This window comes from Collinsella aerofaciens (assembly GCF_039752775.1).
GTDB classification, from domain to species: Bacteria; Actinomycetota; Coriobacteriia; order Coriobacteriales; family Coriobacteriaceae; genus Collinsella; species Collinsella aerofaciens_R.
Window position 1 is genome coordinate 24,630 of sequence record NZ_JBDMGT010000005.1, and the last position, 15,043, is coordinate 39,672.

The window sequence follows — 15,043 nt, forward strand, 5'->3', positions numbered from 1 at the left end:
CCCCATCAAACGTTGTTCGCAAACGCACGTATTATTGCGCGCCGAATAATGGTGTCAAGTATTCCGAAATCGTTTTCTGCAAGGTTAGCGACGGCGGCGAGTTCTCGTGACGTGTGTCCATATTCACTCGGAATAATGGTGCGCGAGACTTTTTCGCTTCGGCGTCAACACAAACCTTGACTCTACAATCGTTGTAGGGTTTTCACTACACTGGTACGTAAACAAACCCAGCCAGAAAGCCCCGCCCATGGAACACGACCTCACACGCGGCAATGTCCTTAAGACCATCGCGGTCTTTGCCCTGCCCTATATGCTCTCGTACTTTTTGCAGATGCTCTACGGCATGGCCGATCTGTACATGATGGGGCAGTTTAGCGGCGCTGCCGGCATCACCGCCGTGGGCAATGGCGCGCAGACGCTTTACATCATTACCGTGACGCTCGTGGGCCTGGCCATGGGAACGACGGTCATCGTCGGCCACGCCGTGGGCTCGCGCCGGTTTGACCGCGCCGAGACCGCCATCGGCAATACCATCACGCTCTTTATGGGTGTCTCGGTGGTACTGGCCGCTGTCCTGCTCGCGCTTTGCCCGCAGATCGTGGCGCTCATTGGCACTCCCGCCGAAGCCGTCGAAGGCACTGCCGCCTACCTGCGTATCTGCTTTATCGGCATTCCCTTTATCGCCGCGTACAACATTCTTTCGGCCATCTTTCGCGGGCTGGGCGATTCGCGCTCGCCTATGTACGTGATCGGCGTGGCATGCATCATCAACATCGCGCTCGATTTTCTGTTTATCGGCCACATGGGGCTCGGCCCCGTGGGCGCGGCGCTCGGTACGGTGACCGCCCAGACGGCCAGCGTTGCCCTCGCGCTCGTGTGGCTCAAGAGCCGCCGCACGAACATCCACGTAAAGCGCAGCGACCTGCGCCCCCAGCCCGAGGTGCTCGGCAGCATTCTTAAGATTGGCGTGCCCGTGGCCGTGCAGGACGGCTGCATCCAGGTGGCGTTTATGTTTATCACCGTCATCGCCAACCACCGAGGGCTCGTCGACGCCGCCGCCGTGGGCCTGGTCGAGAAGATGATCAGCTTTTTGTTCATTGTGCCGAGTTCCATGGGTGCCACCGTCAGCGCGCTCACGGCGCAAAATGCCGGTGCGGGCAAGGGCGACCGCGCGCGTCAGGTGCTCAAGGACGCCATGACGATCTCGGTGGTGTACGGCTGTCTGATCACGGTGCTGATGTGGCTGGTGGCGCCGGCGTTTATCGGCTTTTTTGCCAAGGACGCCGCGGTGGTCGCTGCCGGCACCGGCTATATGCGCAGCTACATTTTCGATGCAATCTTTGCCGGCATCCACATTTGCTTTAGCGGCTTTTTCGCTGCATACGGCAAGAGCTACATCGGCTTTGCGCACAACGTGCTGGCCGTGGCGCTCATTCGCGTGCCGGGCGCGTGGCTGCTGTCGAACGCCTATTCCGATACGTTGTTTCCCATGGGCATCGCCTCGCCGTGTGGGTCGATTTTGTCGGCAGTCATCTGTGTTGTCGCGTTTACCGTGCTCAACCGGCGCGGGGCTTTTGACAAGCTGGTGGCGTAGCGGGGCAACGCGAAATCGCCCTCATCGACGACATCATCAGCGACGACCCCGCGACCTGTGTGACGCAGATCACGGTGCCGGTTGCCCCGTCCAAATAAGAACTGCCCAGAAAACGTTCGGCTGAAGGCAGAATCTTGACGTTATAGGCCATATTTTGCCTCAAGGTCATCGAGAGCCTCAAAGGCATCACGCGCCATGCCAGCAGCACGCTCCTTCTCGGCCACAGCTATACGAGCCATCAGACGAGCCTTAGCCTGTTCCTGAACCATGAAGTCATAGTCTTCAGATCGAAGTACAACAAATTTGCTATAGCCGTTTTTTGTAACAGTCACTGGACCAGGAGCCTCCCAACAAGCTCGCCAAACGCCGGGGACAATCCCCGATATGGCGGTTTTACTCCTCCGGAATCGGAAACGCACGGATGAACTCTGCAGGCGAGAAGGTCTTGATGGTCGAGCGCACAAAAGCGGCGCGGTCACGCGTGATGATAAAGTCCACGCCGGCACGCTCGGCCATCGCACGGATACAGCCGTCCTCAAAGTCCGGCTCATCGGAATAGGCGGAGGTAAAACAAGCTTCTTGGTCGAGAGGCTCTACCGAGTAGCTCTTAAGGCAGTCGCGCACCACCTCGCGGGCGCGCGCCTCGCCGGCCTGTTTGGTGAGAATGTAGTACGCGTCCTTGAGAGAGCAGGCCGAAACAACGCCCTCGATAAGCCCCACGTCGACGAGCCCCTTGATCGTTTGCGCCGCTGCGTGCTCCGGCCGGCCCGGAAGCACGCAATCGAGCAGAAAATTGGTATCGAGAAATGCCCTCATAGGTAGCGCTCCCTCGCGACGCGCTTTTCATCTTCAACCGTCATCGTATCGAGCGGCGTTCCTTTTGGCATTTTGGCTACGATATCGAGATACTCCTGGTAGTCCTCATTCTCCGCGAGCATCTCACGGATCTCCTTCCAGGTGATCTTGGGATGCCACATCGTACCCACGTCGCGCTTGGGCTTGTCCGAGCCGCACGTCGGCTTTGCACCCCCGCGCTCCTGGGCAGCGTCATATTCCACTGCAACCGGGCTTTGATAGTCGAGCGGCACGATCTTGAACAACGGCTTGCTCCGCTTGAAGACCACAACCTCCTCGCCCTCATTGGCAACCTTTTCGGCCACCTGCGTAAGGTTTTGGCGCAGTTCCGAAAACGCGACGGTAACCATAACTGCTCCTCTCAACATATATCTTCACTGCTAAGTATACACGTTAATGTTAATGTTAAAGTGTATAAAACTCATCACAATGGGGCAGCCCCGTTGTGGAACCTCACTGCGGGGCCCCTTTGCTTTGTATGAATCTTCTATCGCTCCGGAACGACACCGCTCCGCAGGGTCACCCTCAGCAACCTACATGACGCAGATCATGCTGCCCGCCACCACGCCCAAATAAAAACCTCCCGGAAAGTATCAACCTTTCCGGGAGGTTTTCTAATTTGATTATCGATGTCCTAAGCCTGGGGCACCTCACCAGTAGCCAAGATCTGCTCGAGTGCATCCTCGTCCAGCACGGGCACACCCAGCTGCTCGGCCTTGGTGAGCTTGGAGCCCGCTTTGGGGCCGGCGACCAGATAGCTCGTCTTCTTTGAAACACTGCCCGAGACCTTGGCACCAAGCACCTTGAGCGCCGCGCCCGCCTCGTCGCGGGTGCGGTTGACGAGCGTGCCTGTCAGCACGAAGGTCAGACCCGCGAGTGGCTGTGCGTCGGCGAGCTCGCCCGCCACGCCAGCGTCGGCTGCGGCTTGCGCGTGCGCAGCGCCCAAGTCGACCTCGAGCGAAAGGCCCGCCTGACGCAGACGTTCCAGCACGGCAAGGTTCTCGGGCACGGCCAGGAACTGCTTGACGCTCGCCGCAATCTTGGGACCGATGCCCTCGCACTCGGCGATGTCCTCTTCGCTCGCCAAAATGAGCTTGTCAATCGACAGGAATCGCTCAGCGATGACCTCGCCCACGCTCTTGCCCACGTGGCGGATACCCAGGGCAAACAGCACGCGACCGAGCGGCTGGCTCTTGGACTTGTTGAGCTCGGCGATGATTTTCTCGGCCGTCTTGAGGCCCACCGGGATGGGATCGCCCTTCTTGACGCCTTTTTTGCTGTTGGAGCTAGCATAGGTGCGCCCCGTGTCCAGGCCTGCGATGTCGTCGACCGTGAGCTGGTAGAAGTCCGCGACATCGTGGATCAGGCCGGCGGCGATCATCTTGTCGACGATCTCGTCGCCCAGGCCGTCGACGTCCATGCAGCCGCGGCTCACCCAGTGGAGCAGGCGCTCCTTGAGCTGCGCGGGGCAGTCGATGGACACGCAGCGGTAGGCCACCTCGCCATCCTCGTGGACCACGGGGCTGCCGCACACGGGGCAAACCTCGGGCATACGCCAGTCGACCGAATCGGCCGGACGCTTGTCGAGCACCGGGCCCACGACCTCGGGAATCACGTCGCCCGCCTTGTGCACGATGATGGTGTCGCCCTCGCGCACGTTTTTGCGACGGATCTCGTCGATGTTGTGCAGCGTGGCGCGCGCGATGGTGGAGCCGGCGACTGTCACCGGGTCGAACTCGGCGACCGGCGTGAGCACACCGGTGCGACCCACCTGGATACGGATTTCGCGTAGGATGGTCTGCTTTTCCTCGGGCGGAAACTTAAAGGCAATGGCCCAGCGCGGCGCGCGGGCGGTAAAGCCCAGGTCGAGTTGCTGCTGGAAGCTGTCCACCTTTACGACCACGCCGTCGATGTCGTAATCGAGATCGCCGCGGTGCTCGAGGGCCTGGGCACAGAACTCGTGAACCTCGGCCGGCGTGGCGCAACGAGCCACGTTGGGGTTGACGCTAAAGCCGGCGTTGCGCAGCCAGTCGAGAAATTCGCGCTGGCTGTGAACGTGCAGCGGATCGGTATCGGCGATGGCGTAGATAAAGGTGGCTAGGTCGCGGCGCGCCGTGACCTTGGGATCCTTCTGACGCAGGCTGCCGGCGGCAGCGTTGCGCGGGTTGGCGAAGGGGTCGCGCCCCTCGGCATCGGCCTCTTCATTCAGACGAACAAAGCTGCCCTTAGGCATGTAGACCTCGCCGCGCACCTCGATGGCGCGCTCGCGGTCGGCGCCCATGTGGGCGAGCGCCGGCTCGGACAGGTGCATGGGCACATCCTTGATGGTACGGACGTTGAGCGACACGTCCTCGCCCGTGGTGCCATCGCCACGTGTGGCCGCGCGTACGAAGGTGCCGTTTTGGTAGGTAAGTGCCACGCCCAGGCCGTCGATCTTAAGCTCGCAGGTATAGGTGACGCTGCCAGCACCGAGCGCATCCTCGGCGCGCTGGAGCCATGCGTCGAGTTCGTCCAGATCCATGGCATCGTCCATGGAATACATGCGCGCCATATGCGTGACCGGCGTAAACTGCTCGCTCACGTAGCCGCCCACGCGCTGGGTATAGCTGTCGGACGTCACCAGGTCGGGATAGGTCGCCTCGATTTCCTGCAGCTCAACGAGCATTTTGTCAAAGGCGGCGTCCGTGATCTCAGGCGCATCGAGCATATAGTAGCGATAGGCGTGGTAATCGAGCTCATGGCGCAGCTCGGCCGCGCGCGCTGCCGCCTGGGCACGGGCGTCGGTCGGTGCGGTGGCTTCCGCGGTCGTGGGCGTTTCGGTATCGATGTCCACGCCGTCACCAAACAGGCTCGATTGCTCCATAGCGGCACTCCTTCGCTCGATTTCAAACGGATACAAGAGTACCACCGGTCGCAACGGGGCCGAATAGCGGTCTCAAACCGCACCGAATCGGCAGCCGCTAGACCGGGGTGGATCGCGCGATCCAACCATGCTCTTATCAACTCTAAATGATCCGTTTTCCTCCGTCCCCAACGGATCAATAAGAAAAGAGGGGCTGTCCCACGTTGATGGGACAGCCCCTCTGGCCTCGATATGTGCGAAACGGATCGTTAGAAACCCTGACCGTAGCCTTGACCCTGGCCCTGCTGGCCCAACAGCTCCTCCAGGTACTGGCGCAACTGCTCGTCGGTGATGCCGCCGTTGCCGGTGTCAGTCGCGCTGTCGTCCTGCTGCTGGCTCTGCAGCTCCTCGTCAGAGCCCAACTCAACCGTGACCTTCTTCTCGTCCTTACCGCGCATGAGCGTGATCTCGACCTTCTCGCCCACCTCGTGGCTGCGCAGCGCGATGATCAGGCCATCGGCGCTCGTGATCTCGTCGTCGCCCAGCTTAGTGATGACGTCGCCCTCCTGAATGCCGGCCTTAGCGGCAGGACCGTCCTCAACGACGCTCGCCACATACGCGCCGCTGTCTGTGCTCAGCTTGTTGGTGCGGGCGTTGAGCGCATTGACGCTCGAAAGCGTAGCGCCCATGTATGGATGCACCGGCGTCTTGCCGTCGATGATCTGGTCGGCAATGTTCTTGGCGTAGTTAACCGGAATGGCAAAACCCACGCCCGAGCTGGAGCCCGAGTAGCTCTCGATGAGCGAGTTGATACCCACCAGCTCGCCATTGTCGTTGACGAGCGCGCCGCCGGAGTTGCCCGGGTTGATGGCGGCATCGGTCTGGATCATGTTGGCGTAGATAGTGTTACCGCTGGTAGAGCTCATGGCCGTGGAGCGATACAGCGCCGACACGATACCCGTGGAGACAGACTGCTCGTTGCCGAACGGCGAGCCGATCGCCATGACCCACTCGCCCACGTTGAGCTTGGAGGAATCGCCGATCTCGATCGGCGTAAGCTTGGAGGCGTCTGCATCCTTGAGCTTGATGACGGCCAGGTCGCTCGAGGCATCGTTGCCCACGAACTCGGCCTCGTAGGTGGTGCCGTCATCCATGGTCACCACGTACTGATCATAGCCATCAACCACGTGGTTGTTGGTGAGGATGTGGCCCTCGGTATCGAGCACAACGCCCGAACCGACGCTGCCCGAACCATCCGACTCGTCGGCAGACTGCGAAAGCGAGCCATTCTGGCTACCGCTCGAAGTAGCGGTGATGGAAACAACGGAGGGCAGGGCCTTGGCAGAGACGGCCTCGGCCAGCGTGGTGTCCTCGGAGTCGATGGTGATCTTTTGCGTCGATGAACCCGAAGCACCCGCCGTCACGGCGTTCCTGCCGCCGCCGATATCGAGCGTGCCACTCATAATGAGTGCGATGACCAACAGGGCGCCGCAGGCACAGCCGGCGAGTGCCGTAATAAAGATCGGCAGCTTTTTGGTCTTAGTCTTGACCACTGTGTGCTTGTTTACAACCTGCTGGCTGCCCAGCGGCTTGCCGGTCTGTGTATCGTAAGCCTGCACGTAGGGAATGTTACTGCCGGCAGGCGTCGACTCCACCTGCACACGCGGCTGCTGCTGGGTCTCGCCAGCGTTGCCCGCATCCTGAGGACGCTGGGAATCGTTCTCGCTCATGGCTGCGATCCTTTCGTCTAATAACCAAAGGCCCGCCAAACATGTGGCGGGCCATCATTGTTCACGTTGAGTTGTACCCCAATATGCGGGCGAACGTGTATGAGAACGCAATCTTTTAGGAAGGCTTAAGTTCTGTTGCAGGCCCGAAAGGACCCGGCCTACGGCAAAACCACCACAAAGGTGCCTGTCCCCTTTGTGGTGGAAATCTAGTCCTTAAATAGATAGCCCACGCCGCGGACGGTGGTGATGTGTGCTGCGATCTGCGGGCCCACCTTGGAGCGGATGCGTCGGATGTGCACGTCGACGGTGCGCGTGCCGCCGCAGTACTCAAAGCCCCACACGCGGTGCAGCAGCACCTCGCGGCTGTAGGCGCGGTTGGGGTGCGTCGCCAAAAAGCTCAGCAGCGAGTACTCCATCAGCGTCAGGTCGATGGGCTCATCGTCGAGCGTCACCTGGTAGGTGGCCAGGTTGATCTCGAGGTTATCGATGTTGAGCACATCGTCGGCGGTAACGGTTTCCTCCTCGCCCATCAAGCGCTGCGCGCGAGCCTTGAGCTCGTTGGGCGTCGCCGTGGGGCACACAAAGTCGGCATGCGCGTGATTGGGCAGGCGCAGGGTGCCGAGCGCCTCATCGTCGACGATCACCAACATGGGGACGCCGCCGCGATCGTCAAGCCACTTGGCAATCTGATCGATGCGGTCACTGCGAATGCCATCGGAATCGAGGATCAGCAGGTCAAAGTCGTGCGCTGCAGTCGGCGAATCGGGAGTAGCCAGGCTCACCTCGACACCCAGGGTGGTCGTCAAGCTGCGGGCAAACTCGTGGAAGCGCGTCGTGCGCGCCATGAACAGGGCACTCTTTTCGGACATATCGGCCTCCAAAGAAATGAGCTCAATCGTACTGGAACAAGCCAGCGCGATTAGGAGTTCGCCAGGTAGTGCTTGATCTCCCACTCGGTGATCGTAGACTCAAACTTATGCCACTCGTCGCGCTTCTTTTTGAGGAAGAAGCTATGGATATGCTCGCCGAGGGCATCCTTCATAAACTGCGAGTCCTCAAACACGTCGAGCGCCTCTTTGAGCGAGCGCGGCAGCGGCGTGTAGCCGGCCTCGACCATCTGACGGTCGGTAAGCTTGAGCGTCTCGGCCGTGGCCTCGGGCGGGAGTTCCAGCTTGCGCTCGATGCCGTCGAGACCAGCCGCCAGCGTGACGGCGTTGACCAGGTACGGGTTGGCCATGGGGTCGGGGCTACGAAGCTCGATGCGCGTGGACAGCTGCTTGCCGGGCTTGTAGACCGGGATGCGGACCATACTCGCGCGGTTGCGCAGGCCCCACGTGGCGTACTGCGGCACGGAGTCGCCGCCGGTAGTAATGCGCTTGTAGGAGTTGACCGTGGGGTTGGTGATGGCGCTGATCTCGCGCGCGTGCGCCAGGATGCCGGCCATGTAGTGCTTGGCGATATCGGAGAGGTGGTACTTCTCGTCGTCCTCGCCCCAAAAGACGTTGTTACCGTCGTGGTCGAACAGCGACTGATGCAAAAACATGGCGCTGCCGTCCTCGCCCGCCAACGGCTTGGGCATAAAGGAGGCGTGGCAACCGCTCTCGTAGGCTTGCTGCTTAATGATGAGCTTGGCCGTGGTGATGGCGTCGGACATGCTCAGGGCCTCGGCGTGGCGCAGGCTCATGCCGTGCTGCGAGCGGCCGGCGGCGTGGAAGGTGTACTCCACGGGCACGGACATCTTCTCGAGCGTGAGGACCGTGTTACGACGCAGGTCGCGAGCGGCATCGCTCACCGAAAGATCGAAGTAGCCCACGTTGTCGAGCGGCTCGGGGGTGTGCTCGTCGGGGAAGTAGTAATACTCCAGCTCGGCACCCACGTTGAGCAGATAGCCAGCTTTCTCGGCCTTGCGGAACATGCGGCGCAGGGCATCGCGCGGATCGCCGGCAAACGGCTTGCGGTCGGGGGTGCACACGTCGCAGAACACGCGGGCGACGCCGTTGTGGCTCGGGCGCCACGGCAGGATCTGGAAGGTCGAAGCATCGGGGAATGCGAGCATGTCGGCTTCCTCGGGCGTGGCAAAGCCCTCGATGGCGGAGCCGTCAAAGCCAATACCCTCCTCAAAAGCGACCTCGAGGTCCTCGGGGCTAATGGCAAAGTTCTTGAGGCGGCCGAGAATGTCGACAAACCACAGACGCACAAAGCGGATGTCACGCTGCTCTACGGAGCGGAGTACGTAATCGATGTTCTGCTGGTTCATGTCGCTCCCCTTTCTTTCGGGCGGGTTTCGACTGGTCTATATCGCAGATACTATCGCAGAAAAATGTTTCCGCAGGGTTAAAGCGTATCAAGCGCTCAAAAAACGTGTGCGAACAGGCGGTTGCGAACGAGCGGCTAGCGCGAAGTCGAGGCGCGGTGTTCGATGTGGCCGGGGATCTCGATGCGCTTAGGGGCGAGCTTTGCGGCCTCGCCCACGGTGGTGGTAACAACATCGATGCGCTCGGACAGGCGCTCGACCACACGCTCGGCAATGGTGAGGGTGTCCTGCGCGGCCGTGGTCACGCCGCCAAAGAGCACATGGTTCCAGGGGTAGTCGTCAAACGTCGCGATCTTGAGGCCAGCCGGCAACGAGGGCCCCAGCTGTGCTAGCGCCTCGGTCAGACGCAGGAAAACCAGGCCGTTAACGGCGATAAGGCCGAGCTTTTTGCCTGCATAGCCGCGGATGGTCTCATCCAAGCAGCCGACGCCCGTGGTACCGCCATCGGCCAAGGTGATAACCTCGCCGGCAAGGCCGCGGTGCGAAAGCTCGTCGACAAAGGCCTCGGCGCGCTCGCGATGGACGGGGCTGTCGTCGCTTGCCTCGATGAGCAGGCACAGGCGCTCGCTGCCAGCGGCAACCAAGGCGTCTACCAAGCCGGCGACCAGCTCGCGGTTGTTGGACGTCACCAGATCGATGCCGCCGTCGGCAACATCGCGGTCGAGCAGTACAACGGGCAGTCGTCCCGCTGCCGCGGCGATCGCCTCGTCATTGCCTCCGCACGTGTTGACGACCAGGCCGTCCACGCTGGCATCGATAAGTCTGGTGAGCGACTCTGCCTCCTTGGCGGGGTCGTTGCCGCTAATGGCCGTCATAAGCGAGCAGCCGCGCGCGGCGGCACTGGCGGAAAGCCCTTCGAGCATAGCGCTGGAGAACGGGTTGGCGATGTCGGCCAAGATCACGCCGATGAGGTTGGTGCGCGAGCTGCGCAGATTGCGCGCGGCGGCACGCGGGCGATAGCCGGTGCGCTCGATAACCGCCGCGATGCGAGCACGGGTTTCCTCGGTCATTTGCCCGGGGCGGTTGTTGAGATAGCGCGAGACCGTGGCTGGGCTCACGCTCGCCTCGGCGGCAATGTCCTTAATTCTCATCTGCGCCATAGCGCACCCCGTTTCCCAATTGTCGGCGGTCTGAGCCATTTTAGGCTTTTTTAAAAATCTCGGTTGCAAAACGCTGTAGGTGAGCCGCATCGTTTTTGCGTCTCGAGCAGATGCGATGATGGGCTAGATAGACGAGTCTTTAGGCAGCTCAAAGTAGTCGGGATGCAAGGCGATAACCGGGCCCTGCTCTTCGGGCATCAGGTGCAAGTGCGTCTCTGCCAGATAGCTCGCCGTGTCGGTATCGCCCCTCTTAATGGCCTCGAGAATCCGGCGATGCTGCCGACGAATCGGCTCCCAATCCAGGTCCTGCGACACCATACGCAACCAGTTGTATCGCTCAAAATGTGTGTTGATGCTCTTCATCCAATCCCACAACATGTGACGACCGGCAATCTCAAAACACGTCTCATGGAACAGGTTGTCCAGGTCAAAGAAACGACGCGTCTCGCTATGGTCGAGCGACTCGGACTCGGCAAGAATCTGCTCGAGCCGACACTTCTGCTCGGGTGTGGCGGCAGAGCAGCATTTAATGAGCACGCTTCTCTCGAGTTTTTCGCGCAAGAAACAGGCGTTCTCGGCGCGCTCCATGCTGATTTTTGAGACATAGGTGCCGCTTTTGGGACGCGTTTCCACCAGCTCCTGCTCACGCAGGCGCACAAAGGACTCGCGAATGGGCGTGCGCCCGATTCCCGTCTCCTTTTCCAGACCAATCGCCGAAAGACGCGTGCCGGGCCTGAGCTCGGCATAGATGATCTTGGAGCGCAATGCGGTGTATGCCTGATCTTGCAGGCTCTGATTATGCTGGTGTTGTTCCATAAAGCCCTCGGATGAAGCTCACGGTTTGTCGAATTTCACCACGTAATACTATCGCATCGACACGCCCCAGCTCCCAATCAGTCTTTTTGGGTCGGGGCTCTTTTGGTCCCCTATGAGCGCTCGTATTTCGTGGCCCGCCCGGTTCCCTGCCTTACGATTGCATTCCGTTCAAGCAGAGATTCGAGTGCCGCCAACGTCCGCATGCGGCTCAGCCCCGTCTGTTTTTCAATCTCGCTTCGCGACATAATTCGCCCGCCCGACAAGGCCTTGAGAACCCGGACCTCTTCCTCGGACCCTTCAAAGGCATCGGTAACGGGCAATGTGACGGCCACCATGCCGCCGCGAACATCAAAAATTGGTTGATTGATCGAATCGCGATAGGCGCGTCTAATGCGCGCGATTCCCGTACCAAATTTCTCGATGTAATCCAGCTTTAAAAAGGCCTCTGCAACGATGGGGTTTCTGAGCACGGATATCTGCCCATACAGGTATTGTTCCGTCGTCAAACCGGCGGGCAGCGATCCGGGGGAGGTCACAACGACACGATCATCGTACAGGGCAATTTGAACGTTCGCTCGAACGTCCCACGTCCGATGCACCAAAGCGTTTGCGACAGCTTCGCGAAACGCCTCGAGAGGAATTCGATCGGTTTGGACGCGCTCCATCCCTTCGATACGCTCATAACGGTAGTAGCGTGCAAACATAGCTACCGCCCTGTCCACCTGCTCAAGTGCGGATACATTTGTCGCCGTCTCGCGATCCAAGATCACATCCTCGGTATCGCCAAAACGGACGCAGTCGATGCCCGGAAAATCATTCTTATCCGCTAAAATCGCCGCGGCATTGGTATAGCCATCCTTGCCGAGCAAGCGGAGCGTACGCAAGATATCCGACGTTAGCTCGGAAATGCCGAGGTGTTCAACACACTTATGCTCGAGCGTATGAAAGCTCAAGTCCTGGCGAGCCGACGTGAGCGCGTCGAACGTTACGTTGCTGCCTTCGAGCGTCAGCCTGCCATACTCAAACCGGTCGACCTCCACCGTTGCCGAATCGTTTCGTCTGTAGGCCTTTCCCTTGCTTCGATAGGGTTTGTCCTGCCCCTCATAAACCGTAAGGATTACGATCCCGTGTTTCTCATCGGGCTCAAGCGAATAACGGGGTGCGGGATCAAGACTGTCGTTAATCATGTTCTCGATGCGCAGGCATTCTGCAACCGGATCCGCAAGGCCGACAGCCACACCCTCGTCATCAACGCCAAACTCAATCTTGCCCGTCCCGTAGTTTGCATAGGCGCTCACCGTTTTAAGAAACGTCGGCGTAACGCTTTCCTTGTATTCGACTGTAGGGCTCTCTCTAACAACCATATGCACAACCCCCTCGTTTCGTACCATTCATAACCGTATTATAAGACGAAAACCGTTTGCGTACTGATTTATAGAAGACGCAAACGGTTTTCGTCTTGATTTGCGTACGGAATTAAGACGCATAATTTCGCTTTCGTATGGCTCAATACCGGACGCAGACTGTTTTCGTCTGTCAATACGTCTGCAATCCAAACGAAAAGAGCCCCGAGCTCGTATGAACTCGGGGCTCTTTGTGCCGCACATCTATGAGAGAAGAAATTCGATGCGTACGGACGCTACTCCATGAAGCCGCCCTGGGATGGCGGCAACCTCGTCAATGGGGTCAGGTTTACATGCACCAACTTGGTGCAAACCAACCTGTCCCCCACGCACCAAGGGGTTGACTAGAGCTCGCAGGCAATCTTGTAGCCGTCGCCGATGGCGTCGCGGATGTTGCCGCACTTCTGGGCATCGCCCAGTACATGGGCAGCAACGCCAGCAGCGGCAAGGTCGTCGGCCAGCTTGGTATTGGGACGATAGCCCATGGCAAGCACCAGCGTATCGGCACCGGTGATGGTGCGGACCTCGCCGTCCTTCTCGTAACTGATGGTGTCCTCGGTGATCTCGGTCACCTTGGCCTCGGTCAGCACGTGAACGCCCTTGGAGAGCATGCGCGTGATGAGCACCGCGCGACCGGCGCCGCCCTCGTTGGCGGCGAGCGTCTTGGTCATCTCGATAACGGTGACATCGCGATTGGCCGGCGAGAGGTCGTTGACCAGCGGGGCCAGGTAATCGGCCGTCTCGCAACCGACGGTGCCGCCGCCCACGATGACGATCTTCTTGCCCGGGAAAGCCTTGCCACCCAGCAGGTCGTCAGCTGTCATAACTTGCTTAAAGCCCTGCATGAAGGCCGGAGCGATGGGCTCGGCGCCATAAGCCAGGACAACCTCGTAACCTGCGTAGTCGCGCTGAATGTCCTCGGCCGAAAGCTCGGTGCCAAATACGCACTTCACGCCCGCCTCAGCAAGACGGCGATACTGGTACTTGATCACGCGGGTGAGTTCCTGCTTTGCCGGCGGAACAGCCGCGATGCGCATCTCGCCGCCCGGCTCGTCCTGCTTATCCACGAGCACCACGTTGTGGCCGCGCTTGGCGGCAATGTAGGCTGCCTCCATGCCCGCAGGACCGGCACCCACAACCAGCACGTTCTTAGCCTCGGCGGCAGGCTCGTAGCCAGCCTCGTCGCGCTCCACGTCCGGGTTGACAGTGCAGGAGATGCGCTTGCCAAACATAATGCCGTTCAGGCAGCGCAGGCAGCCAATGCAGGGGCGGATGTCGTCGGCGTTGCCGGCAGCGGCCTTGTTGCAGAACTCGGCATCGCACAGATTGGCGCGGCCCATCATGCAGATGTCGGCGGCGCCGTCCTCGATCAGCTCCTCGGCAATCCAGGCCTCGTTGATGCGACCGACCGTGGCGACAGGAATGTTGACGTGCTTCTTAATCTCGCGCGAGCAGGCGGCGTGCGAGGCCTGCTGCGTACCGGCGGCGGGAATCGCGGAGCCGCGCTTGATGGTGGTACCGCCCGACACGTGAATCATGTCGACGCCGGCCTTCTCCAGGCGACGTGAAACGTAGACCATGTCGTTGAGGGTCAGGCCGCCATCGGTGTACTCATCGCCCGAGATGCGGACGTCGATGATAAAGTCCTTGCCGCAGCGCTCGCGAATCTCGGCAATGACCTCGAGCAGGAAGCGCATGCGAGCGTCGAGCGAGCCGCCGTACTCATCGGTACGCTTGTTGTAGAGCGGGGTCAAAAAGCCGCCGAGCATGCCGTGGGCGTGCGCCGCATGGACCTCGACGCCATCGACGCCAGCCTTCTGCATACGCACGGCTGCGTCGCCAAACTGATGCGTGAGCTCGTGAATCTCATCGACCGTGATAGGACGCGGTGCCTCGCGGGCATAGGACGGTCCCACGAAGGACGGAGCGATCAGGCGCGGCGTGCCCGGAATGTTAAAGGCCATGTAGGCGGGGTGGAAGAGCTGCGGCATGATCTTGCAGCCGTACTCGTGGACGGCCGCGGCGAGCTTTTCCCAACCGGGGATAAACGTGTCGTCGTAGCAGCACATGTCACCCGGCAGATAGGTATAGGTGGGCTCGACCGTCACGACCTCGGTAATGATGAGGCCAACGCCGCCCTTGGCACGGGCACGATAATGATCGACCAAGTCGTCGGTCACATAGCCATGATCGGCCAGGTTCGTGGATACCGGCGGCATAAAGACGCGGTTCTTGACCTCGGTCGTACCGACCTTGATCGGGCTAAAGAGCATCGGGTAGGCGGATGACTCCATACAGGCTTCCTTTCGTTTAAGCCGCTCGGCGGCACTTGCAGACACCCCTATCGTATCAGTACCCGCCGCATTCGCGCTCGCTCGCACTCCCCACC

12 protein-coding genes are annotated in these 15,043 nt (G+C 60.3%); 1 reads left to right on the forward strand and 11 read right to left on the reverse strand.

Annotated elements, in window-relative coordinates; genetic code table 11:
* Window positions 1-247 precede the first annotated feature (247 nt).
* Entirely contained in the window at window positions 248-1,594 is a 1,347-nt protein-coding gene (locus tag ABHR63_RS02365; protein ID WP_346964870.1) for an MATE family efflux transporter, read from the forward strand.
* A gap of 140 nt (window positions 1,595-1,734) precedes the next feature.
* Here the strand turns inward: ABHR63_RS02365 and ABHR63_RS02370 are convergent, their stop codons facing one another.
* The 11 genes from ABHR63_RS02370 to ABHR63_RS02420 form a co-directional block, all read right to left on the reverse strand.
* Complete coding sequence (locus ABHR63_RS02370) at window positions 1,735-1,863, reverse strand: hypothetical protein (protein WP_346964871.1); 129 nt, start codon at window positions 1,861-1,863, stop codon at window positions 1,735-1,737.
* Window positions 1,864-1,987: 124 nt separating this feature from the next.
* A complete protein-coding gene (locus ABHR63_RS02375) occupies window positions 1,988-2,410 on the reverse strand; it encodes a PIN domain-containing protein (protein WP_117745689.1) in 423 nt (140 codons plus the stop codon).
* On the reverse strand, window positions 2,407-2,799 hold the full coding sequence (locus tag ABHR63_RS02380; protein ID WP_195246044.1) for a type II toxin-antitoxin system Phd/YefM family antitoxin: 393 nt from the start codon (window positions 2,797-2,799) through the stop codon (window positions 2,407-2,409). The genes ABHR63_RS02375 and ABHR63_RS02380 overlap by 4 nt, the downstream gene beginning before the upstream one ends.
* Before the next feature lie 284 nt (window positions 2,800-3,083).
* Window positions 3,084-5,312, reverse strand: a complete 2,229-nt coding sequence (gene ligA, locus ABHR63_RS02385) for an NAD-dependent DNA ligase LigA (RefSeq protein ID WP_346964872.1) — start codon at window positions 5,310-5,312, stop codon at window positions 3,084-3,086.
* 248 nt (window positions 5,313-5,560) lie between these two features.
* Window positions 5,561-7,021, reverse strand: coding sequence for a S1C family serine protease (locus tag ABHR63_RS02390; RefSeq protein WP_346964873.1), 1,461 nt, complete (start codon window positions 7,019-7,021; stop codon window positions 5,561-5,563).
* A 206-nt stretch (window positions 7,022-7,227) separates the two neighbouring features.
* A complete protein-coding gene (locus ABHR63_RS02395; protein ID WP_022095077.1) occupies window positions 7,228-7,890 on the reverse strand; it encodes a response regulator transcription factor in 663 nt (220 codons plus the stop codon).
* A gap of 50 nt (window positions 7,891-7,940) precedes the next feature.
* Window positions 7,941-9,278 (reverse strand): glutamine synthetase family protein, encoded by a 1,338-nt coding sequence (locus ABHR63_RS02400; protein ID WP_152067386.1) that lies wholly within the window; start codon window positions 9,276-9,278, stop codon window positions 7,941-7,943.
* A gap of 134 nt (window positions 9,279-9,412) precedes the next feature.
* Window positions 9,413-10,435, reverse strand: coding sequence for a LacI family DNA-binding transcriptional regulator (locus tag ABHR63_RS02405; protein WP_346964874.1), 1,023 nt, complete (start codon window positions 10,433-10,435; stop codon window positions 9,413-9,415).
* Between the two features lie 123 nt (window positions 10,436-10,558).
* Window positions 10,559-11,251 carry a GntR family transcriptional regulator gene (locus ABHR63_RS02410; RefSeq protein WP_346964875.1) on the reverse strand — a complete coding sequence of 231 codons (693 nt, stop codon included), beginning with the start codon at window positions 11,249-11,251 and terminating at the stop codon, window positions 10,559-10,561.
* Window positions 11,252-11,361: 110 nt separating this feature from the next.
* A complete protein-coding gene (locus tag ABHR63_RS02415; protein ID WP_346964876.1) occupies window positions 11,362-12,615 on the reverse strand; it encodes an ATP-binding protein in 1,254 nt (417 codons plus the stop codon).
* Window positions 12,616-12,998: 383 nt separating this feature from the next.
* On the reverse strand, window positions 12,999-14,948 hold the full coding sequence (locus tag ABHR63_RS02420) for an FAD-dependent oxidoreductase (RefSeq protein WP_346964877.1): 1,950 nt from the start codon (window positions 14,946-14,948) through the stop codon (window positions 12,999-13,001).
* Between the last annotated feature and the right edge of the window lie 95 nt (window positions 14,949-15,043).